This is a genomic window from Rahnella sp. PAMC25559 (genome assembly GCF_050632365.1).
In the GTDB taxonomy this organism is placed as follows: Bacteria; Pseudomonadota; Gammaproteobacteria; order Enterobacterales; family Enterobacteriaceae; genus Rahnella; species Rahnella rivi.
This window is the reverse complement of record NZ_CP192543.1, coordinates 2,744,149-2,765,540: the sequence shown is the minus strand read 5'-3', so window position 1 is coordinate 2,765,540 and position 21,392 is coordinate 2,744,149. Positions and strand designations below refer to the sequence as shown.

The following is a 21,392-nucleotide window of genomic DNA, read 5'->3' as shown; positions in this document are numbered from 1 at the left end:
GGAGCGGATATGCCACAGACCCGGATCCCCTGCATGCTGATGCGCGGCGGCACCTCGAAAGGGGCGTTTTTCCTGGCCGCTGATTTGCCACAAAATGAAACGTTGCGCGACCGCGTCCTGCTGGCAGTGATGGGTTCCCCTGATCCGCGCCAGATTGACGGCCTCGGCGGGGCGGATCCGCTGACCAGCAAAGTGGCGATTATCCGCCCTTCCGCACGGCCTGATGCCGACGTCGATTATCTGTTTGCGCAGGTGAATGTCGATAAAGCGGGGGTGGATTACGGACAAAATTGCGGCAATATTCTGGCCGCCGTGGGCCCGTTCGCCCTCGAAAAGCAGCTGGTCAGCCCGCTGGACGGCATCACGCCGGTGCGCATTTTTATGGAAAACACCGGGCAGATTGCCACCGCGCATGTCCCGGTCAAAGACGGCGAAGTCTGTTATCAGGGGGAATTGCGCATCGACGGGGTACCCGGCACGGCGGCTAAAATCAGCGTCGAATTTGCCGATATCGCCGGTTCCAGTTGCGGGGCGTTGCTGCCCACCGGCAACGCCCGCGATACCTTCGACGGCATCGACGTCACCTGCATTGACAACGGTATGCCGGTGATCCTGCTGCGCGCCGCCGATGTCGGTCGCAGCGGCTATGAAACCCGCGAACAACTGGATGCCGATACGGCGCTGAAACAGCGTCTCGAGTCGATCCGCTTGCAGGCGGGCCCGAAAATGAATCTCGGCGATGTCTCGCAGCGCACCGTGCCAAAAATGACGCTGATCGCTGAGCCGCGCAATGGCGGCGCCATCTCCAGCCGGACATTTATTCCGCACCGCTGCCACGCCTCGATTGGCGTGCTCGGCGCGGTGAGTGTCGCCAGCGCCTGCCTGATCCCCGGCAGCATCACCGAAGGACTGGCGCATACGCCCTGCGGCGACACGCCGCGGGTCAGCGTCGAACACCCGACCGGCGAGTTCAGCGTGGAACTACAACTCGATCCGACTCAAACCGGCGCACAGCGTCTCAGAGGCTGCGCGCTGTTACGCACCGCGCGCCTGATTTTTGAAGGCCGCGTCGCCATTCCCGCCAGTGTGTGGGACGGCCATCAGGACGAACATCAGGAACCGCATCATGAATAATGTCACCCGCATTTCCTTAATTGGCCTCGGCGAGGTCGGCACGATTCTGGCAACGGATTTAAAATACCAAAATCCGTCGCTGGATATCGTGGCCTTTGATAAGCAAAGCGATTCAGCGGTGATACACCAGCGCGCCCGTGACGCCGGAGTGAACTTTGCGCTGTCTGTGGAAGACGCCGTAAAAAACAGCCAGATCATGTTCTCTGCCGTGACCGCCGCCGAAGCGCTGAAGGTGGCCGAAACCGTCGCCCCGCATCTCGCGCCCGGACAGTTTTTTCTCGATCTGAATTCTGTTTCGCCGAACACAAAACGCGAGGCGATGGCACTGATTGAACAGGCGGGCGGCAACTACATCGACGTCGCCGTGATGGCACCCTACCCGCCTGCGCGGCTGAAAACCCCGTTGCTGCTGGGCGGCACGCATGTTTACGCCATCAGCGAATGGCTGAACGAAAACGGATTTAACAGCAAAGTCCACAGCACCGCCGTCGGAGAAGCTTCCGCCATTAAAATGTGCCGCAGCGTGATGATCAAAGGCCTCGAAGCCCTGACCGCCGAATGCCTGAGCGCCGCACGCCAGTACGGCGTGGAGAATGAAGTGCTGGCCTCGCTGCACGCCAGCTTTCCGTCACTCGGCTGGGACGCACAGTTGCCGCACTATCTCATCAGCCGCATCGCCGAGCACGGCAAACGCCGCGCCGAGGAGATGCGCGAAGTGGTGAAAACACTCGCGGATGTCGGCGTCGCACCGAATATGAGTTCCGGCACCGTGCTGGCCCAGCAAGGGCTGGTGGATGCGCTGGCCGCGAAGGGGATCCGGTATTCGGATCTGGAGCCGTTTGAGTGGGAGAGAACCGTGGATATTTTGCATCGACGGTAATGCGAACCGATCAGAAGGTCAAATTCAAAACCGTGGGGTGCCGGCCACGCGGGCCTTAAGATCAAAGTCAAAACCGTGGGTTGCCACCCACACCGGCCTTAAGAGGCGCCTATCGCCGCGCCTCTTAAGAATCTCCGGCTCTTTTACTGCGCGCTACCGCTCGCTGGCTATGTTTCAGTTAGCACGGCGACAGGCTGGAAATCTTGCCGCTGCGCGGTTCCTTCTCTCGGTCCTGGAGCCTTGGGTCTCCAGGCCGCTCCGTTCAGCAAGATTTCTGAATCGCCCGCACGATCTTAAATTCAAAAGCAGACTGATTCTCATCTTTTCAAAAAGTTAACTGGCGTGCTCAAAATCCAGCTGAACGGAGCGGCTTCGAGACCTATGGCTCGAAGACCGAGAGAAGGCAGTGCGAAGCACCTGGATTTGCGCCACTCACGATAGCTGCGGAACATGTCCATCGTTCCTGCGATAGCGCGCAGTAAAAGAGCCCGGGGGGTCTTGGGGGGCGGCGGCGATATGCCGCCCCCCAAGTCGGTGTGGGCCGACGCCCACGGTTTTGACCTTAAGGCCGGTGTGGGTGGCAACCCACGGTTTTGACCTTAAGGCCGGTGTGGGTGGCAACCCACGGTTTTGACCTTAAGGCCCGTGTGGATGGCAACCCACGGTTTTGACCTTAAGGCCCGTGTGGGTGGCAACCCACGACGTTGACCTTGAAATTAAAAAAGCGTCTTTAGACCCGCCCCGGCATAACCCGATGACACCTCGCCACCACCCCGTCTGCCCCGCAGACAAGATCCTGCGGCATCTGGCAGCCGTCGCCGGCCAGCGGGCAGCGTTCGCGGAAATAACAGCCCATCGGCAGATTTCGGTTACTGGGTAACTCCCCTTTCTTATCCACTATTCCGTCATCGAGCGCACGCCCGGCGCGGGGAACGGAATCGAGCAGCAACCGGGTATACGGATGCTGCGGTTCGGTCAGTACTTTTTCTGCTGCACCCAGTTCAACGATTTGCCCCAGATACATCACCGCCACGCGGTCGCTCATGTGGCGCACGACGGATACGTTATGAGAAATCAGTACGTAGGTCAGATTGCGCTGGCGTTGTAGTTCTACCAGCAAATTGAGGATTTGCGCCTGTACCGAAATATCCAGCGCGGAGGTCGGTTCATCCAGCACAATGATGTCTGGCTCTGAAGATAACGCGCGGGCGATGGATATACGCTGACGCTGACCGCCGGAAAATTCATGCGGCAGACGGTCGAGGTACTCTTTGCGAATACCTACCTGTTCCGCCAGCGTGGCGGCCAGTTCACGACGTTCGCGGCTGCTGTTGTGTTTTTGCACGAACACCGGCTCGGTGATGATCCGCCAGACAGGCAGACGCGGATCCAGCGACGATTGCGGATCCTGAAACACCATCTGCATCCCGGAGCCAAACCACGAATTGTCGTGGCGCGCGCGGTGGATTTCCCCGCTGCTCGGCTTTTGTAATCCCATCAGTAATTGTGCCAGCGTGCTCTTTCCGCAGCCGGATTCGCCGACAATCCCTAAGGTTTCGCCACGGATAATATTGAGATCCAGCCCGTTCAGCGCGTGCACATAACCGGTCGGTTTACCGCGCCAGTTAAAGCTTGAGGGAAAACGTACGCGCACATCCTGGAGTTCGACTAACGCTTCATCAATCATCAGGAAAGCTCCTCAATCGGCTGGATGCGGATTTCACGCTGCGGATGCCAGCAGGCAACGGATTGCTGCGGATGCCGGGCCAGCGGGGTAAGTTCCGGCGTGGTTAAACAGCGGTCATCAGCATAATGACACCGCCCGCGAAACGCACAGCCCTGCGGCAGATTTGACAGATTCGGCACCGTGCCGGGAATGGCTTTCAGCAGGCTGCGGGGGGTGCCGTTTTCCGGTGCCGCCTGCAACAGGCCGATGGAATACGGGTGCGACGGCGTGTCGATCACATCCGTGGTGTTGCCGCTTTCGATTACGTGCCCGGCGTACATCACGTAAACCCGGTCGCAAAGCTGCGACACCACCGCCATGTCATGGGTGATAAATAACACGGCGGTGCCGCTGGCGCGGGCTTTGCGCTGGAGTAACCGCAGCACCTGACGCTGCACCGTGACATCCAGCGCCGTCGTCGGCTCGTCGGCGATGATCAATTCCGGCTCACAGGAAAAGGCCATGGCGATTAACACCCGCTGGCGCATACCGCCGGAGAGTTCAAACGGATAGCGGGACATCACCTGCTCCGCGTCGGCGATCTGCATGTCATCCAGTAACCCGATGGCTTTTTGCCACGCCTGCGCCTTGCTGAGTTTCTGATGCAGGCAGATGACTTCGCACATCTGACGGCCAATTTTGCGCGTCGGGTTCAGGGCGTTCATCGGCTCCTGAAAAATCATCGCTACGCGTGCGCCGCGCAAAGTACGCATCTGCTCTTCACTGGCGCGCACCACGTCGGTGCCGAGCATGCGTAATTCGCCGCCGGTGACGGTAAAACCGTCGGGCGGCAACAGGCGCATCGCCATCATCGCGGTGACCGATTTGCCCGAACCGGACTCACCGACCACGCCGACAATTTCACCGGCACTGACCGACAGTGACACCTGATTCAGTGCTTTTACTTCGCCGCCGTAGACCGGAAAGACCAGCTGCAACTTGTCGATTTCCAGTACCGGCCCGTGGGTTTGCTCAGTCATGTCAGCGCCCTCTGCTTTTCGGATCCAGCAGGTCGCGCAGACCGTCGCCGAACAGGTTAAAACCGGTGGCGGTGATCAGGATCGCCACGCCGGGGAATGCCGAATACCACCACTGATCGAGAATATAATTACGGCCGTTAGACACCATCGCGCCCCATTCTGCGGTCGGTTGCTGCGCACCGAGGCCGATAAAGCCGAGCGTCGCCGCCATCAGAATCGAGGTGCCGATATCCAGTGATGCCTGCACCACCAGCGGCGGCATAACGTTGCGTAAAACGTGCCAGGTAATCAGATGCCAGCGCGACGCGCCGAATGTGCGCGTGGCCTGCATGTATGCCTGATGGCGCAGCATCAGCGTTTGCCCGCGCGCCAGCCGCACATAAAACGGAATGCGCACCACGGCAATCGCCAGCATGGCGTTAAACAGACTTGGCCCGAGCGCGGCGGCCAGCGCCATGGTTAATACCAGCGACGGCACCGAGAGCATGATGTCCATGCAGCGCATGATCAGCGCATCCACCAGACCGCCGACCACGCCGGAGAAACAGCCGAGCAACGAGCCAATGCTGCCCGCGATAATCACCACCGCCAGCCCTGCCGCTACCGACTGCTGGCTGCCAATCAGCACGCGGCTGAACAGATCGCGCCCGACTTCATCCGTGCCAAACCAGTGCAGCGCGGAAGGTGCCTGTAGCCGGTCGGTCAGGCTGATGGCGTTCGGGTCATGCGGTACCAGCCACGGCGAGAAAATCATGATGAAAAGTACGATCAGCATAATCGCCAGCCCGAGCAGGGTCAGCGGGCTGCGGCTCAGCAGATGAAATGTGCGCCGCCAGCTGGCGAAACGCGGTTTGACGTCCGGTGCCACGATATCGGCCCGGTGATTATTGACGCCCGGTTCAATCACAGACATGCCTCACCCCTCACGGCCAATGCGCGGATCGATCCACACATACAGTAAATCCACACACAAATTGACGATGACGTACGCAAACGACACCACCACCGCAAAGCCCATCACCGCCGGGAAATCCAGCGCCTGAATCGAATTCACCACGTACGCGCCCATGCCTGGCCAGGCAAAAACGGTTTCGGTCAGCACCGCGCCGTAGAGTAAATCGCCCATCGCCAGCCCGAGCACCGTCACCGATGGGATCAGCGCGTTCGGCAAGGCGTGGCTGAGGATCACCCGCCAGCGCGAAAGCCCGTTGGCACGCGCCGTGCGGATATAATCTTCATTCAGTTGCTCCAGCATCGCCGAGCGAATTTGCCGCGCCACGATGCCCATATGGACGAACGCCAGCGTCAGCGCAGGCATCGCCAGATGTTGCAGACTGTTCCAGAACGTCTCCCAGTTGCCGGTCAGCAGGGAGTCGAGCACATAAAAACCGGTGATATCAGCAGGGGGATCCAGCCAGTCGTCGAGCCTTCCGCCGCCCGGCAGCAGGTTCAGATGGCCGTAAAACAGGATGATGACGCCCAGCCCGAGCCAAAATGCAGGCGTGGAAATGCCCAGTACGGAAAGCAAACGCACCAGATGATCGGGAAATTTATTCTGGTATACCGCCGACAACACGCCCAGCGGAATGCCAAGCACAATCGCCAGAAACAGGGCGCTGACCGCCAGCTCCAGCGTCGCCGGGAAGAAGGCTTTCAGATCTTCCAGCACCGGACGTCCGGTGCGGATCGACGTGCCCAAATCACCGTGCAGCAAATCACTGACATAACGGAAAAACTGTACATACAGCGGCTGGTTCAGCCCGAGCTGCTCACGGATATGTTCGACCATTTCATTACTTGCGCGATCGCCCGCCAGTAACCGCGCCGGATCACCGGGGATCATGTGCGAGATGATAAAAGTGATCACGCAAACGCCCGCCATCACCAGTATCAGGCCCCAGCAGCGCTGGCGGATCAACGTCCAAAAAGTCATAGTGTTTTCCCCGTAAAACCCCCTTCAGATCGTGAAAGGGGCTTTCGTGAATGATGCCGCTGTTACTTGTGCATTTGCCCCACGTTAAACACCTGCTCCAGCATCGGGTTGAAAACAAAGCCTTTCACGTCTTTGTTCATCGCCACCTGATAGTTTTTCTGGAACAGGTAAACGTACGCCGCTTCGTCGATAACGATTTTCTGCGCCTGCTGGTAGTAACCGGTACGCTCTTTCTGATCGGTCACCGACACCGCTTTTTTCAGTAAGGCATCGACCTCAGGATTGGCGTAGAAAGAACGGTTACCCGGCAGGCCTTTTTTATCGGACTCAAACCAGTAGTTCATGAACATGTACGGGTCAGCGAAATCCGGGCTCCAGTTACCGATGGAGATGTCGTAATCGCCCTGCCCGATGCGGTCGCGCATGGTGGCATTCGCCAGTTTTTCCAGCTTCACGTTGATACCGGCCTGACCGAGGCTCGCCTGCACGGCAAGCGCGATAGATTCCCAGTTCGGATCGTTATCGGAATACAGGAAATCCAGCGTCTTCGGTTTGTCTTTGACCTTCTCCAGATCGGATTTGGCCTGCGTCAGATCTAAGGTGTATTGCTTCGCCGTCGGGTCGAAGCCCCACATGCCCTCAGGAATTGGCCCGCGCATCTGTTTGGCATTGCCACCGAGAATGCCTTTCACCATGCCCTGATAATCCACGGCAGAGGAAATCGCGCGGCGTAAATCCACCTGATTGAGCGGCGTTTTGGCATTATTGAGATAGAGATAGGTCACGCGCAGCGACGGGAATTCCTCGACAGCAACGTTGCCCTCTTTCTTCAGTGCCGCCAGTTGATCCATCGGCAGGGAATCGGCGATATCCAGATCGCCGCGCGACAGTTGCAGGCGGCGGGTGGCGCTTTCACCGATAATTTTCACGGTCACGCGTTTGAACGCCGGTTTCGTGCCGTTGTAGTGCGGGTTCGGCACCAGCACCAGTTGCTGACCTTTCTGCCAGCGATCCAGCTTGTAAGGGCCGGAACCGGCGGTATGACCGGCCAGCCACGCCTTACCTTCGTCGGCAGGATTGGCTTTGGCAATCGCCGGGTTGACGATGCCTGCGCCGTCATTGGCCAGCGTGTAGAGGAATGGCGCGAACGGCGTTTTCAGCGTAAAGGTGACCGTCATCGGATCCACCACCGTCACCGTCATGTCTTTCGGGAAAGCTTCCGACGGACCCTGACCGATTTTCATCAGACGCTCAAAGGACCATTTCACCGCGTCGGCATTGACGTCGGTGCCATCATCAAATTTGGCGCCGGGCTTGAGTTTGAAGGTCCAGACCAGTTGATCGGGTGAAGCCGTCCAGCTTGCCGCCAGATCGCCTTCCACCTGCGTTGAGCCTTTACCGTCTTCGGTTTTGTACTGCACCAGACGCTGATAGGCCGGATAGGTCACCGTCCAGTCGTTGTTGTCAATGGTCACCGCCGGATCCAGCGTTTGCGGATCGGCCGCTTTACCAATCACCAGCATGTCTTTCGGCACGGCGGCCTGGGCGGCAAAACTTAAGCCTGACAGGGCCAGAAAAATGGCACCGGCGATCTGTGTCTTTGTATTTTTGCGGAACGTGTTGATTGCTGTGTTGCTCATCGGAGAACTCCTGGCTCTGTCAGAAAGTGATAAGAGACGTGCAATGATTACGCGGCATTCACCGGCGGAAAGCAGCCGAACCGCTCTTCCAACAACGGATACGTTTTGGCATCCGGTAATTCAAAGTGCCACCACTCGCTGGTGATACCTTTAAAGCCGCCCGCGGCCATCACGGCGTTGAGCAACAGGCGGTTACGCTGAATGTGCGGCGGTAAATCCGGATAAAACGGGTGCGAAACTTCGGTCATTTCATCAAAGCCCGCGCCCATATCTACCACGTTGCCCTGCTCATCCAGCAGGGTCAGATCCACCGCCACCCCGCGGCTGTGGTGCGAACCGAGTCTGATATCCACCACATAATCCGGGTTTGGAAATGCCGCCCACAAACAGGCCTGCGCCGCCTGTGGCCGGTAAGCGTCGTAAATTTTCAGGGTAAAGCCGGCCAGTTTTGCCACCTGGTTACAGCGCACCAGTGCAGCAGCGGCATCAGGGTGTAACAGGCAGCGCGATTCGCGATAAATCGGCTGACCGGTCAGGTTATCTGCCGTGGCATATTTCAGGTCGATGACGGCATCGGGTAAAACCTCTGCCAGATCGATCAGGGCGATATCAGGTGTTTTTGTGTTCATCAATAAATCTGTCCGCTGGTGTGAAGGTTAGGATTCAAATTGTCCGAGCTGTTTTTGTAAAATCCGGTTATTGGCCAGACGCTGCTCGACGTCGTTACCGCGCAGTTCGAGCACCGCCGAACACAGCAGGTTGAACAGGCAACTGAGTGGCGCCATCGAATCCCAGAACTGGCCGGTGTCAGTTTTCACCTGCAACAAATCCACCGGATAATCGCGCGCCCACGGGCAGTAAATGTCGGTGATCAGCGCGACATTCAGCCCGCGTTCGCAGGCCGCTTCGCAATAGGTTTGCGCCATTTTTGAATACGCACGGGTGTCGGTGACCACCAGATAAGGCTGCGCGAATTCCGAATTCAGCGATTCAACATAGGTGCCGGACAGGCCGTCGGCGAAATAGACTTTCGGGCGTAAATACTCGAGATAACTGGAGAAATTGTTGGCAATGCCGCGCACGGACTGGATCCCGAGAATGAATACGGCCTCCGCATCGGCCAGACGCCGGCTGATCTGCGCAAAGCTGTCGCTCTGTGCCAGCTGATACACATGATTGATGGCTTCAAGTTCGAGCGTCAGTGACTGCCGGAGCTTTTCCTGCTGCGGCTGTTTGCTGCGCTCGCGATACGCGCCAAGGCGATCGGTCACCACCCACGGCTGATAGGCGGTGCCACTTTGCAGGCGCAGCGTTTGCTTGAAGTGATCCAGATTGCGATAGCCCAGGCTGCGCAGATAACGCCCGACGGAAATGCCGCTGGTCGCTGCGCTGCGCGCGATACTGTCCGCCGTCTCAAACGGGATCTGCGCCAGATTTGCCAGCAGATAACTGGCGATGCGCTTGCCGGTTGGCGTCTGCACGGCGAACGAGGCTTCGATTTGTTCAATCACATCCTGCGCTGGCTGCATTGGTTAACTCCGTGTTGCTTTATTGTCATAAAACTAGCTCTTGTTAGTTAAATAACAATGCACGGGGTGTGCCAACCCCGAGAAATGAGTGAAATTTGTGCAGCAGATCTTGAATCAGGGGGCGTTCAGGCCGGAAAGTCGCTAAAAACCCGGCCTGGTCCTTTTACAGAACCGCAGGATGAGCGAGAGGTGCACAACAAACAGGCAGCTTGTGTGTACTTTTAGTGCATCCACGGCGCACGAAGAGGCAGATAAGGCAATTTGAGGACGAGGAATCAATCACTTTGTCTTAATAGTCAACAGGTTGGATATTAAGAAAGCAGTCGGTCATCTTTTTTCGTTAACCCTTTGACATGCCCACGGGCAGTCGTTATTATTCGCCCCGTTCAAACGATTCCTCTGTAGTTCAGTCGGTAGAACGGCGGACTGTTAATCCGTATGTCACTGGTTCGAGTCCAGTCAGAGGAGCCAAATTAGAAAAGCCCGCTTAAGGAAACTTAAGCGGGCTTTTTGCATTCTGATTATGTGCACGAATTCGTGCAGGTCAGGCAATGCGGTTACATCGCAAATCCAAAATGAGTGCCATCCGGCAAATCGATTTCCAGACGCAACTTGCCACCCGCTGCTTCAACATAACGTTTCAACGTCGACAATTTCAGGTCACGGCCCGGCTTTTCCATACCGGCAACCGTAGGCTGTTTAATGCCCAACGCTTCAGCCATCTCACATTGTGTTTTATTCATTCTTTCACGCAGTTCGGCCAGCTCAAGGGTAATCAAAATATCAACGGCCATCGCCTGCGCTTGTGCAGCGACTTCAGGTTTTACGGATGCCAGTAACTGTTCAAGGGTTCTGCTCATTAAGGCAATTCCTTTTCTTTTATCGTATTCAGGTGCCGTGTAAATTCATTGTCGGCCACCGGTATCATGACTTCATAAAATCTTTTTTCATTACCCACTTTGTTTCCCGCGCAAAGTAAAATACCTCTGCGCAAAGGATCAAAAGCATAAAACGCCCGAAGGGGATCGCCCTTACTTTGGATGCGCAATTCTTTCATATTGCGATGTCGGGAGTGATTCACAAGTGGGACGTTTCCAATACGGAACACAGCTTCCAGAATACGCAGGGTAATGTTAAAGAATGGGTGCCTGAGGCCAACATACGTCGACAACAACCAAAAAGGTGGGGCGAACCCCACCTTACGGTTAGCTCTTAATTTCGTAGCTTAAGACTGCCGCAATTTCTGTTTTCCCCTGCTTAATATGCAATTCGCACAGCGAATCACGCACCATCCAGGTCCAGGCCAGCAATGTGAAACAAACCACGATGAGTCCGTGTAACACAAGCTTTCGCGACATCTTGCCCTCCGTTGCATTCCTGCTTTTAAGAGGCTATCCTCATATTGTCTAGGTATGGTTGTGATAGCCTCGGGTTGATTGAAAAATCTCCTCGGGGCTTTCTTCTTATTATGCCTTGAACAACTATTATGTCTTTCACAACGCTGCTCAAGCCAGATAAGCCTCAAGCACCCGCGCGCATTCTATCAAGTTAACCCTGCCTGATTTTCGTTCACTTTGTCCTAATTTTAACCGGCCCTTACTGCCCCCTCTATCGTTATGTCTAATCCGCATTAGACATCTATACGTCTATCCATTAGGATCGAACCACCTGGGATAACGACCTCACATAACGATGAAAATTAAACATTTACCTCTTGATCAGAATATTAATGGCTGGGCCGCCGTGCGCGGTAACACGCCCCGCCATCCGGCGTTGCACGGTAACGTTACCGCTGACTGGCTGGTGATTGGCGCAGGATTTGCCGGGCTGGCGTTTGCCCGCCGTATTGCGGAGCTTCGCCCGCATGAACACGTTGTCGTGCTCGAAGCGCTGGATGTCGCGGATAACGCCTCTGCGCGTAACTCCGGTTTTGTGATTGACCTGCCGCACACGGTTGGCAGTACCTCCGCTGAGCTCGAGCAGGCGCAGACTTACCGCCGTCTTTTACAGTTTGGTCTTGCGCATTTGAAAGAAACTGTCGATCAGCACGGTATTGATTGCGACTGGCAGAACGCCGGGAAATATCACTGCGCGGTGAGCGAACAATTTGATGATGACATCGCGCACTATCAGGACGAACTCACCACGCTGGGCGAACGTTTTGAACGGCTGGATAACGCAGCGCTGAAACAGCGTCTGGGCACTGGTTTTTATCGCAGTGCGGTATATACGCCCAACTGCATTCTGGTGAATCCGGCTGCGCTTATCAGCGGGCTGGTGGCGACCCTGCCCCCGAACGTTACCGTCTATGCCAATTCTCCGGCCTTGCAGATTGATACACAAGGCGCGATCCGGGCTGAAACCCCGCATGGAGAAGTCCGGGCACGCAAACTGATGCTGGCGATTAATGGCGCGGCGCGTGGATTACCCTTGTTTAAAGGCAACGTGTTTGCCATGTCGACGTTTGCCACCCTCACTGAACCGCTGACGCCGGAACAACGCCAGCGGATCGGGGATATTTCACCCTGGGGCTCAACACCAGTGAATGCGCTGGCGGGCGCGACGCTGCGCTATACCGCCGATCATCGTTTCCTGATCCGCGAGCATGTTAATTTCACGCCGGGTCTGGTGACCGGTGCGGTAGAAACCGGCCGCCATGCGCGACGTCATCAGGAACTGTTCGCCCGCATCTATCCGCAGTTGCAGGACGTCAATATGGCCTACACCTGGTCGGGATTGATCAGTATTACGCGCAACGGTGCGCCGGTGTGGGGGAATCTGTCGGAGAATGTCTATTCGTCGGCGGGATGCAACGGCTCCGGCAGCTCAAAGCAGAGCGCCTTTGGAAGGTTGCTGGCGGATCATGCGGCGGGGGAAGATCACCCGCTCCTGGCTGATATGCATACGGTTGGGCGCGCCAGTTATCTGCCGCCGCGCCCGTTCCTGGATATCGGTGTGAAAGGGTTTATGGCGCGTGAACGCTGGCGCTCACGCAGTGAAATGTAATTATCAGACTGGCCGGTCGCCATTCACAGACGACCGGCTTTTTTAATGGCGTTTATCGACGCGCGCCACGATGCGATCGCCCAGCCACTGAATGCCGCAGACCATGACAATCAGCACCACAATCACTTCAATCATCACCACCGTTTCAAAACGCTGATAGCCGTAACGGATTGCCAGATCGCCCAACCCGCCTGCGCCGATAGCCCCCGCCATCGCCGACGCCCCAATCAGCGCCACCAGCGTCACCACAAACCCGGATAAAATACCGGGCAATGCTTCCGGGATCAGCACGTCCCAGACGATGCGCAGTTTACTGGCGCCCATCGCACGAACGGCGTCAATCAGACCACGATCGACATCGCGCAGAGACACTTCGGCAACACGGGCAAAATACGGTGTCGCCGTAATGGAGAGCGGCACAATGGCTGCCCAGGTGCCGAGCGACGTGCCGACCAGAAAGCGCGTTACCGGAATCAATGCTACCAGCAAAATGATGAAAGGAAGTGAGCGGAAACCGTTGATGACCAGCCCCAGCGAGCGGTTGACCCAGCGGTTTTCGGCAATGCCGCCAGGGCTGCTCATCACCAGAATCAGACCAAGTGGCAAACCAGCAATCAGTGAGAACAGCCCGGAGATGGCGGTCATCAGCAGTGTTTCTTCGACAGCGTTAATCAATAAATCAAGCATTACTGGAGACATAGCCTGTCAGCTCCACGGTTGCCTGGTGCTGGTGCAGCCAGTGTAAAACAGCCTGCTCTGACGCCGGATTATCAACCGGGACAGAGAAGAAAAAACGCACCACGGCGTAATGCTGGATATGGTCGACGCCGCCCTGAATCAGACGGAATTGCCCCGGCAGTTCCGCCGCCATCAGAGTGAGGATCTCGCCCTGACGGCCTTGCCCGGCATAGTGCACGCTGTAAATCGCCTCGCCCTGACGTACCGGCGAAAGCTGTTCGGCTAGCGCCTCCGGCAACTGGGGCAGTAATCCCTGTAAAAGCGTGCGCGTCAGCTGAGATTGCGGATGAGCAAACACCTGCCAGACCGGCCCTTCCTCAATGATTTCCCCGGCGTTAATCACCGCCACCCTGTGGGCGATTTTTTTGATCACTTCCATCTCATGGGTGATCAGCAAAATGGTGATGCCGAGTTTTTGATTAAGGGATTGCAGCAGCGCCAGAATAGATCGCGTGGTTTCCGGATCGAGTGCCGAGGTGGCTTCATCGCAGAGTAATAATGCCGGGTTGGCGGCCAGCGCACGGGCAATACCGACACGCTGTTTTTGCCCGCCGGACAACGCCGCCGGATAGTTTTTGGCTTTATCTTCCAGCCCGACCAGTGCCAGTAATTCGGCGACCCGCGCCTGGCGGCGTGCTTTGTCGTAACCGGCAATTTTCAGCGGCAGCGCGACGTTTTGCTCAACCGTTTTGGCCGACAGTAAATTAAAGTGCTGAAACACCATCCCGACGCGGCTGCGCACCGACTGCAACGCTTTTTCGCTAAGGCCGGTGATGGTGTGCCCTTCGATTTTGATCACGCCGTCATCAGGTTGTTCCAGTCCGTTAAGGCAGCGGATCAGGGTCGATTTCCCTGCCCCGCTGCGACCGATAAGGCCGAGGATCTCTCCCCGCCTGACGGTTAACGACACATCCTTGAGGGCCTGCGTGTTTGCGAAACGGCGGTTGACGCGGTGCAGTTGCACCACGTCTTCAGCATGTTCAGCCGCGCCTGTCCGTTCAGCTCTTACGAACGCATTCACCTGCGCTTCCCCGGCGTGATGTTCATCGGCGGAAGAACCGGTAAAATGCGCGTCGATCTCAGAGATAATCGTCATGCTTTACATCCTTACCAGGCCGTGACGCCGGTGCCTTTATAGACCTTATCAAACACTTTTTTCACGTCGTCGTTCTGGTAGGCGGCAACTAATGTTTTCACCCACGGCGCATTGGCGTTCTCTGTTTTCACTGCAATGAAGTTGTTGTAAGGATTGCCTTTTACCGGCTCCTGCGCGATACGGTCAGCCGCCGTCAGGCCGCTTTTCAGCGCCCAGTCAGTGTTGACGATTGCCGCGTCCAGATCCGGAACGGAGCGGCCGATAATGCCGGAATCCAGTTCTTTGATGGTGACGTGACGCGGGTTCTCAATGATGTCTGCGGTGGTCGCGAAAATACCCGCGCCCGGTTTCAGTTTAATCACGCCGGACTGTTGTAACAGGATCAGACCACGCGCTTCGTTAGCCGGATCGTTGGGAACGCCGATCACCGCGCCTTCTTTCAGCTCATCAGCCGTTTTGACTTTTTTAGAATACAGGCCGATCGGCCACACGGCGGTGTAACCCACGCGCACGATATCGTAATGATTTACTTTGATCTGATTATCGAGGAATGGCTGATGCTGGAAGGCATTGGCGTCCACTTCACCGTTTTGCAGCGCTTCGTTAGGCTGGTTGTAATCATTGAAGACCACCGGTTTCACGGTCAGCCCTTTCGCGGCCGCCTGCTTCACCACTTCGCGCCAGACATCTTCGTCTTCGCCACTGATGATACCGACTTTAATGGTGGTTTTATCCGCCGCCTGCGCCAAAGAAAGCGGAGCAAGAATGCCGCTTGAAATCATGACAGCAGACGTCGCTGCCAGTAAAAATGCACGGTTAACGCGGGTCTTGGTTTTGTTGAATGTAGTCTGCATCGGTTATCCCCAAAAGTATTGATGAGAGGCCTGCACATGGCTGTGATTTTGTGCAGGAATTTGGCGAGTATACCGATCGGCTTATTTCTTTATAATATTGTTTAAGAGATACATATTCCTGAATTGAATATGCAAAATGGCATAGTAAAGCGATAAAAACGATAAGGATTTTGCGCGAAGATGACGGCCAATAAAAAACCCGCCGCAGCGGGTTTTTGTCCTGATGCCTGAGGCGTTATGACTGCGGATCGACCGGCTGAACCTCCAGCGACACCATACCAATACCGAGTTTACGCGGCAGGAACCCGCCGCTGGTGCCCTCGGTCGGTTCTGTCGGTGACGGTGGTGTGATAACAATGCTTTGCGCCGCACCGGGGTTGGTAAACTGCAATTTCACCGTTCCGTCTTTATCGCCAAAGGAAGCAAACTGCTCCTGATCGCCGACGCGCACAGACACCGGTTTATCAATGTTATTGCCATAGGCTCTGGCGCGGATCACCACGTCAAAGGTGGTCGGCAGAGGTTTGACGTAATCAATTTTCACCGACGGCGCCAGATTAGCGTCTGACCAGCGGCCCCAGTTTTCCAGCGCAGAAATACCGGTAATAGCTTTTACCTGCTCCGGCATCCCCGGCAGCATGAAGGCTATCGCCTCAGATTTATAAGTGGTATCGGCATCATCTACGTTCAGCATTTTTACTGTCTGCTGATAAATCGCGTTGCTGCCGGACGTATCCTTCACAAAATCCACCTTGCCTTTAAAGGTATCGCCCGTTGCCTGCACGATACTCGGGCGTGCTCCGAGGTTGCCGGAAGCCACGCAAAGGCCGGTATTGAGCGACAATTCAGGTGCCCAGACGCGGCCCATTTCGTAGCATTTATCGACCCAGACAAAGTTGTCGCTGGTGGACAGCGTGGACAGCTGTTTTTTCAGCGGCGTGGATAAATAGACGTCAAACATCGGTTCGATCTTGTCACTGGTGACTTTCAAAATGAACGGCGTTTTGATGGTCATACCGGAGAACGTGAAACTGTTTTCCTTGTTACTGACGGTGTAATTTTTGATGCTGTTCGGGAAGCCCCACTGTTTAATGACCGCCGGTTTCCAGGCGTTGACTTTGTCATCGATATTGAGGAACTGCTCGGTCATTGATGTCGCAGAAATCCCGCTGCGTCCGAGCCCGATGAAGTTGTCACCGCCCATCATATCCAGCACGGTGGCACCGTTATCCAGCGTACTGCGCTTCGCGGCATTCAGATCACCCACAGGTTTGCGGCCATCGAGCACGAAGAACAGATCTTTGCGGTTCTGTTTGGTCAGAATGTTGTAGGCGGTGTTGTTCATCGCCAGATGATCGGAAGACACCACAATCAGGGTGTTATCGTAATAGCCCGACTTTTTAATTTTATCGATAAACGCCGCAATCAGTTCCTGACTACAGGACACCGCGCTCAGAGACTGATTCGGTTTGCCGGTGACCGGATAAGCTTTGCGCGTACAGCCGCGGGAAATAAAACCGTCCGGGTGGTGCGTATCCACGGTCAATGTGAACAGGGAGAATGGCTTACCCGCTTTACTCAGTTCGATGAATTTCTTGTACACCTCGTCGAGCAGCGTGTCGTCGTACCAGCCCCAGTCATTTTTGTACGCCGGATCGGCAACGGTTGGACGCAGTTCATTGTAGCCGTACAGGTGGTCAAAACCGTGGGATTTCAGGAACGTGCCTTTCCCGGCAAACGCCAGTTCAGCCCCCTGATAGAAGTAGTTGGTGTAACCCGCGCCTTTAAGCACGTCGCCCAAACAGACGTTTTCAGGGTAGAAGGTCGCCAGCGCGCTGGAGGCGTTGCCATCAAACGGCGCGAACAGCGGGATCCCGCATTGTGAAGCGACCATGCCGGCAATGGTGTAACCGGTGCCCGGCAACTGGCGGGTGTTGGTGAAATCCGTGCTTTCCGCCTTGTGACGGCTTAATTCGGTGGTCAGCCCCGGGAAGACCTTTTCATCGAAATAGGTGCGTTCCAGACTTTCGCCATAGATATAGACCAGATTAGGCTTTTTCTCGCCCTTCACGGCTTTCACCGGCACTTTGTAATACGTATCGAAATCCGCGCCGCTGCCGGACATTTGCGTTTTCACCAGACGGGAAATGTTCTGGAAGGCCTGAGTCGAGCCGACGGAAAACACCGCCAGCATCACGGCCAGCACGCTGTAAACCCAGCTGCTGCTTTTTGCACGGCGCTGCCTGAGGCCCCAGGCCAGCAGCCAGAAGACGATGACCAGCCCGGCCAGTAAGCCGAGGAACGGCAGGATATATTTATTCAGTCCGGCGCCTTTAAGGCTGCTGGTTACGGTATATAACACCGCATCGGTGATGCCTTCACCGGTGAAATAATTACTGCCAATCAGGATCACGTTCAGAATGACGTAAAGCCCTAAGAAGAACAGCACCAGCGAAAACCAGATACGACCGGCCGACGCCCGTGTGACGTAGAAATAGATAGAGGAAAGAAATAAAACAAATGAAAGCCACTCAGAAGCCATTTTTAGCGCCCTGTCTGATTAAAAAAATAAACACTACGAACGAGTCTGCTGTTTGCCAGCAGCGCCGACGGTTCAATTCATCGAGTAAATGACCCGTTTGTCATTCACTTCATCCCTGAGACAGGAAAATTTTGTGCCAAAAACGGGTTGCGCTATATAGCCTGTTGAACATCCGGGGGTCAACGCCCTGATGCTGTTTTATGTCACTGATTTGTCCGAATAAACCATTTTTTCACAAATTCGTGATGCTTATCTCTGCATGATACCGCAAAGATGTAACCTGCCGTTCACTAAATTGTAGGAATTGCATGATACGGGAATAGTATGAGTGAAATGTGGAGGGAGCGTTTGAAATGAGAAAAATTCAGGAAAAAGGCTTAAAAAAAATCCGCGATGAGGGCATCACGGGCGTCACGCCGGGCAACAAATTGACCCTTTACACGCCGCCTAAGTAAGCCTTTCGCACCTCGGGGTTGACCAGTAAAGCCTCGCCGCTGCCGCTCAGGCGGATCTGCCCGTTGACCATCACGTAGGCGCGATCGGAGAGTTTCAGTGCGTGGTGCGCATTCTGCTCCACCAAAAAGATTGTCATGCCGTTTTTCGCCAGTTCGCGCAGGATCTGAAAAATCTGCTTCACGATTATCGGCGCGAGTCCGAGACTGGGTTCATCGAGCAGCAACAGTTTCGGGCGACTCATCAGCGCCCGCGCAATCGCCAGCATTTGTTGTTCGCCGCCGGACATGGTCATCGCCCGCTGTCTGCGTCGCTCTTTCAGGCGGGGAAACAAATCAAACATGGATTGCAAATCCTCTGCCGCGTGTTTATTGCCGACGGGGATCGTGCCCATCAGCAGGTTCTCCTCGACGGTCATATCCGGAAACACCCGCCGCCCTTCCGGCGACTGGGCAATGCCCGCTGCCGCCACAAAGTGCGTGGATTTGCGGCTGATATCTTCGCCGCGAAATAAAATCTGCCCGCTGCGAATGCGTGGCTGCCCGAAAATCGACATCAGCAGCGTCGATTTCCCTGCGCCGTTCGCGCCGATAAGCGCCACGGTTTCCCCCTGACTGACCTCCAGCGACACCTGTTTCAGCGCCTGAATGGCACCGTAAAAAACGTCCACGTCACGAAACTCCAGCATTGCATCGCTCATAAGCTGACCTCGTCGTCTTCATCAGCACCCAGATACGCGGCAATGACTTTCTCATTATTCTGAATCGCCTGCGGCGGTCCTCCGGCAATCACATCGCCATGGTCGAGCACAATAATGTGGTCTGATATCTCCATCACCATGCCCATGTCGTGTTCAATCAGCAGCACGGTGATCCCGTGGTGGTCGCGCAGGAAGCGGATGATTTTGCTCAGCGTGCGCGTTTCCACCGGATTAAGCCCGGCGGCCGGTTCGTCGAGGCAGATCATTTCCGGTGCGGTACACATGGCGCGGGCAATCTCCAGCCGCCGCTGCTGCCCGTAAGACATCTCCCCCGCCAGGCGGTTGGCACAATCCACCAGCTCGACCACTTCCAGCCAGTAAAATGCCCGATCCAGCGCCTGATTTTCTGCCCGGCGATACCCCGGCGTATTGAGAACACCGGCGATAAGATTGCGGTTGGTTTGCATGTGCTGCGCCACCAGCAGGTTTTCGACCACCGACATTTCCCGAAACAGCCGGATATTCTGGAAAGTACGCGCCAGCCCGGCGCGGTTAACCAGATGCGTGCCGCCAAACATTTTGTAGAAAATACGTTTGCCGAGCTGCGCCGGTTTTATCCAGTCGTCGGGCTGGAATTTCTGTCCGAGTACCTGAATCACATTGGTCGCGCCCCGGCGGGTGTTCAGCGAAATGGAACCGCCGGTGGCTTTGTAGAAACCGGTCAGGCAATTAAATACCGTGGTTTTACCGGCACCGTTCGGGCCGATTAACGCGGTGATCGAACCGCGCTTAACGTCCAGGCTGACGTCATTGAGCGCCCTGATGCCGCCAAAATGCATCATCAGATGGTCAACGCTGAGGATGCTGTCGTTCATCACCGCTGAATTCATGGCGCAACTCCTTTACGCACGGCAAACCCGCTGCGGCTGATACGGATTAACCCGCGTGGCCGCCAGATCATCATCACCACCATCAGTACGCCAAACAACAGCACGCGGTATTCGGCAAAACTGCGCAGCAGCTCCGGCGCGACGGTCAGCACAAAGGCCGCCAGCACCACGCCGATGGTCGAGCCCATACCGCCCAGCACCACAATGGCAAGGATCAGCGCCGATTCAAAAAAGGTGAAAGAGGTCGGATTCACGAAACCCTGATAGGTGGCAAAAAACACACCCGCGATACCGGCCGTCGACGCGCCGAGCGTAAAGGCCGAAAGCTTGACCAGCACATGGTTCAGCCCCATCGCGCGGCAGGCGATTTCATCTTCACGCAGCGCTTCCCACGCACGGCCAATCGGCATACGGGTCAGGCGGTGTTTGATAAACAGCACCAGCAATACCACCAGAACCAGCACCGCGTAGATGAAAATAAACTTCATGTTGGGGTTGTAGGTCAGATGGAAAAACTCATGGAAAGGCACGCCGCCCTCTTTCGCCCGCCTTCCGAATTCCAGTCCGAAAAACGTCGGCGCAGGCGCCGAAACGCCGTTCGGCCCGCCGGTAAAAGACAGCCAGTTGGTGAGCACCAGACGGATAATTTCGCCAAAGCCCAGCGTGACGATCGCCAGATAATCGCCGTGCATGCGCAGCACAGGAAACCCCAGCAACGCGCCTGCCAGCGCAGCCATCACCGCCGCCAGTGGCAGCATCGACCAGAACCCAAGGCCGAGATACTGATACCCGAGCGCCAGCCCGTACGCGCCGATGGCGTAAAACGCCACATACCCTAAATCCAGCAGACCGGCCAGACCGACCACGATGTTCAGCCCGAGGCCGAGCAGCACGTAAATCAGCCCTAAAATCGCCACGGTCAGAATGTATTTGGTGGCGACCAACGGGAAGCATATCGCCAGCGCGATTAACAGGGGCAACACCCAGCGCAGGCTGCTTTTGTGATCCGCAGGCCGGACGTAAACACCTGCGCTGTCACGTTCAAAACGCGCGCGCATGGTCTGCCCGGCAGCCGTTTCCAGAAAGGCACTGAGCAGAAAGCGACCGGCCATTACCGTAGCGATAATCCACACCAGCCGCTGGCTGTGAAAGTTGAAACTGTACCCGTCGAGCACCACGCCCACTACCGGCCCGAAGATGATCAGGGCGACCAGCCCGGCAAAAATGGCATCCAGCAGGCAGCGTTTGAGCGAGAAGCCGTGATCCGCAACAGCAGTTTGTGACGTCATAT

General features: G+C 56.1%; 19 protein-coding genes, 1 tRNA gene and 1 pseudogene. 4 read left to right on the top strand and 17 right to left on the bottom strand.

Going from position 1 to position 21,392, the window contains the following annotated elements; all coding sequences use genetic code 11:
* The first annotated feature begins 9 nt into the window (after window positions 1-9).
* On the top strand, window positions 10-1,134 hold the full coding sequence (locus ACQZQY_RS14165) for a 4-oxalomesaconate tautomerase (protein WP_431295830.1): 1,125 nt from the start codon (window positions 10-12) through the stop codon (window positions 1,132-1,134).
* Window positions 1,127-2,014 carry a DUF1932 domain-containing protein gene (locus ACQZQY_RS14160; RefSeq protein ID WP_431295829.1) on the top strand — a complete coding sequence of 296 codons (888 nt, stop codon included), beginning with the start codon at window positions 1,127-1,129 and terminating at the stop codon, window positions 2,012-2,014. The genes ACQZQY_RS14165 and ACQZQY_RS14160 overlap by 8 nt, the downstream gene beginning before the upstream one ends.
* Before the next feature lie 730 nt (window positions 2,015-2,744).
* On the opposite strand, the gene ACQZQY_RS14155 is transcribed toward ACQZQY_RS14160, so the two are convergent.
* The 7 genes from ACQZQY_RS14155 to ACQZQY_RS14125 all read right to left on the bottom strand — a co-directional run bounded on the left by ACQZQY_RS14155 (window position 2,745) and on the right by ACQZQY_RS14125 (window position 9,822).
* Window positions 2,745-3,701, bottom strand: coding sequence for an oligopeptide/dipeptide ABC transporter ATP-binding protein (locus tag ACQZQY_RS14155; protein WP_431295828.1), 957 nt, complete (start codon window positions 3,699-3,701; stop codon window positions 2,745-2,747).
* Window positions 3,701-4,720, bottom strand: a complete 1,020-nt coding sequence (locus ACQZQY_RS14150; RefSeq protein ID WP_421670167.1) for an ABC transporter ATP-binding protein — start codon at window positions 4,718-4,720, stop codon at window positions 3,701-3,703. Before ACQZQY_RS14150 ends, ACQZQY_RS14155 begins: the two co-directional genes overlap by 1 nt.
* Window position 4,721: 1 nt before the next feature.
* The gene (gene ddpC / locus ACQZQY_RS14145) at window positions 4,722-5,633 is read right to left on the bottom strand and encodes a D,D-dipeptide ABC transporter permease (protein WP_056780896.1); all 912 of its coding nucleotides are present in this window, start codon (window positions 5,631-5,633) and stop codon (window positions 4,722-4,724) included.
* Between the two features lie 3 nt (window positions 5,634-5,636).
* Entirely contained in the window at window positions 5,637-6,653 is a 1,017-nt protein-coding gene (locus ACQZQY_RS14140; protein ID WP_122095541.1) for an ABC transporter permease, read from the bottom strand.
* Between the two features lie 62 nt (window positions 6,654-6,715).
* A complete protein-coding gene (locus ACQZQY_RS14135) occupies window positions 6,716-8,293 on the bottom strand; it encodes an ABC transporter substrate-binding protein (protein WP_431295827.1) in 1,578 nt (525 codons plus the stop codon).
* Between the two features lie 47 nt (window positions 8,294-8,340).
* A complete protein-coding gene (gene ddpX / locus ACQZQY_RS14130; RefSeq protein WP_056780906.1) occupies window positions 8,341-8,922 on the bottom strand; it encodes a D-alanyl-D-alanine dipeptidase in 582 nt (193 codons plus the stop codon).
* Window positions 8,923-8,949: 27 nt separating this feature from the next.
* Entirely contained in the window at window positions 8,950-9,822 is an 873-nt protein-coding gene (locus ACQZQY_RS14125; RefSeq protein ID WP_056780909.1) for a MurR/RpiR family transcriptional regulator, read from the bottom strand.
* A 395-nt stretch (window positions 9,823-10,217) separates the two neighbouring features.
* Between ACQZQY_RS14125 and ACQZQY_RS14120 the strand changes: the two genes are divergently transcribed.
* A tRNA-Asn gene (locus ACQZQY_RS14120) sits at window positions 10,218-10,293 on the top strand.
* A gap of 86 nt (window positions 10,294-10,379) precedes the next feature.
* On the opposite strand, the gene ACQZQY_RS14115 is transcribed toward ACQZQY_RS14120, so the two are convergent.
* From ACQZQY_RS14115 to ACQZQY_RS14105, 3 genes and pseudogenes are all read right to left on the bottom strand, one after another.
* Window positions 10,380-10,682 carry a helix-turn-helix domain-containing protein gene (locus tag ACQZQY_RS14115; protein WP_122095543.1) on the bottom strand — a complete coding sequence of 101 codons (303 nt, stop codon included), beginning with the start codon at window positions 10,680-10,682 and terminating at the stop codon, window positions 10,380-10,382.
* A pseudogene (locus ACQZQY_RS14110) lies at window positions 10,682-10,894 on the bottom strand (type II toxin-antitoxin system RelE/ParE family toxin); the annotation flags it as partial. The gene ACQZQY_RS14115 and the pseudogene ACQZQY_RS14110, both read right to left, overlap by 1 nt.
* A 133-nt stretch (window positions 10,895-11,027) precedes the next feature.
* On the bottom strand, window positions 11,028-11,180 hold the full coding sequence (locus tag ACQZQY_RS14105; RefSeq protein ID WP_072158177.1) for a Hok/Gef family protein: 153 nt from the start codon (window positions 11,178-11,180) through the stop codon (window positions 11,028-11,030).
* 334 nt (window positions 11,181-11,514) lie between these two features.
* Between ACQZQY_RS14105 and ACQZQY_RS14100 the strand changes: the two genes are divergently transcribed.
* Window positions 11,515-12,828, top strand: a complete 1,314-nt coding sequence (locus tag ACQZQY_RS14100; protein ID WP_431295826.1) for an NAD(P)/FAD-dependent oxidoreductase — start codon at window positions 11,515-11,517, stop codon at window positions 12,826-12,828.
* A gap of 42 nt (window positions 12,829-12,870) precedes the next feature.
* Here the strand turns inward: ACQZQY_RS14100 and ACQZQY_RS14095 are convergent, their stop codons facing one another.
* The 7 genes from ACQZQY_RS14095 to livM all read right to left on the bottom strand — a co-directional run bounded on the left by ACQZQY_RS14095 (window position 12,871) and on the right by livM (window position 21,390).
* Complete coding sequence (locus ACQZQY_RS14095) at window positions 12,871-13,527, bottom strand: methionine ABC transporter permease (protein WP_056780917.1); 657 nt, start codon at window positions 13,525-13,527, stop codon at window positions 12,871-12,873.
* The gene (locus ACQZQY_RS14090; protein WP_390975201.1) at window positions 13,508-14,662 is read right to left on the bottom strand and encodes a methionine ABC transporter ATP-binding protein; all 1,155 of its coding nucleotides are present in this window, start codon (window positions 14,660-14,662) and stop codon (window positions 13,508-13,510) included. The genes ACQZQY_RS14095 and ACQZQY_RS14090 overlap by 20 nt, the downstream gene beginning before the upstream one ends.
* 11 nt (window positions 14,663-14,673) lie before the next feature.
* Entirely contained in the window at window positions 14,674-15,516 is an 843-nt protein-coding gene (locus ACQZQY_RS14085) for a MetQ/NlpA family ABC transporter substrate-binding protein (protein WP_056780923.1), read from the bottom strand.
* A 235-nt stretch (window positions 15,517-15,751) separates the two neighbouring features.
* Entirely contained in the window at window positions 15,752-18,058 is a 2,307-nt protein-coding gene (gene opgB / locus ACQZQY_RS14080) for a phosphatidylglycerol--membrane-oligosaccharide glycerophosphotransferase (protein ID WP_056780925.1), read from the bottom strand.
* A 436-nt stretch (window positions 18,059-18,494) separates the two neighbouring features.
* Complete coding sequence (locus tag ACQZQY_RS14075; RefSeq protein WP_056780926.1) at window positions 18,495-19,211, bottom strand: ABC transporter ATP-binding protein; 717 nt, start codon at window positions 19,209-19,211, stop codon at window positions 18,495-18,497.
* Window positions 19,208-20,086 (bottom strand): ABC transporter ATP-binding protein, encoded by an 879-nt coding sequence (locus ACQZQY_RS14070; RefSeq protein ID WP_122095642.1) that lies wholly within the window; start codon window positions 20,084-20,086, stop codon window positions 19,208-19,210. Before ACQZQY_RS14070 ends, ACQZQY_RS14075 begins: the two co-directional genes overlap by 4 nt.
* Before the next feature lie 11 nt (window positions 20,087-20,097).
* On the bottom strand, window positions 20,098-21,390 hold the full coding sequence (livM, locus tag ACQZQY_RS14065; protein ID WP_431295825.1) for a high-affinity branched-chain amino acid ABC transporter permease LivM: 1,293 nt from the start codon (window positions 21,388-21,390) through the stop codon (window positions 20,098-20,100).
* Between the last annotated feature and the right edge of the window lie 2 nt (window positions 21,391-21,392).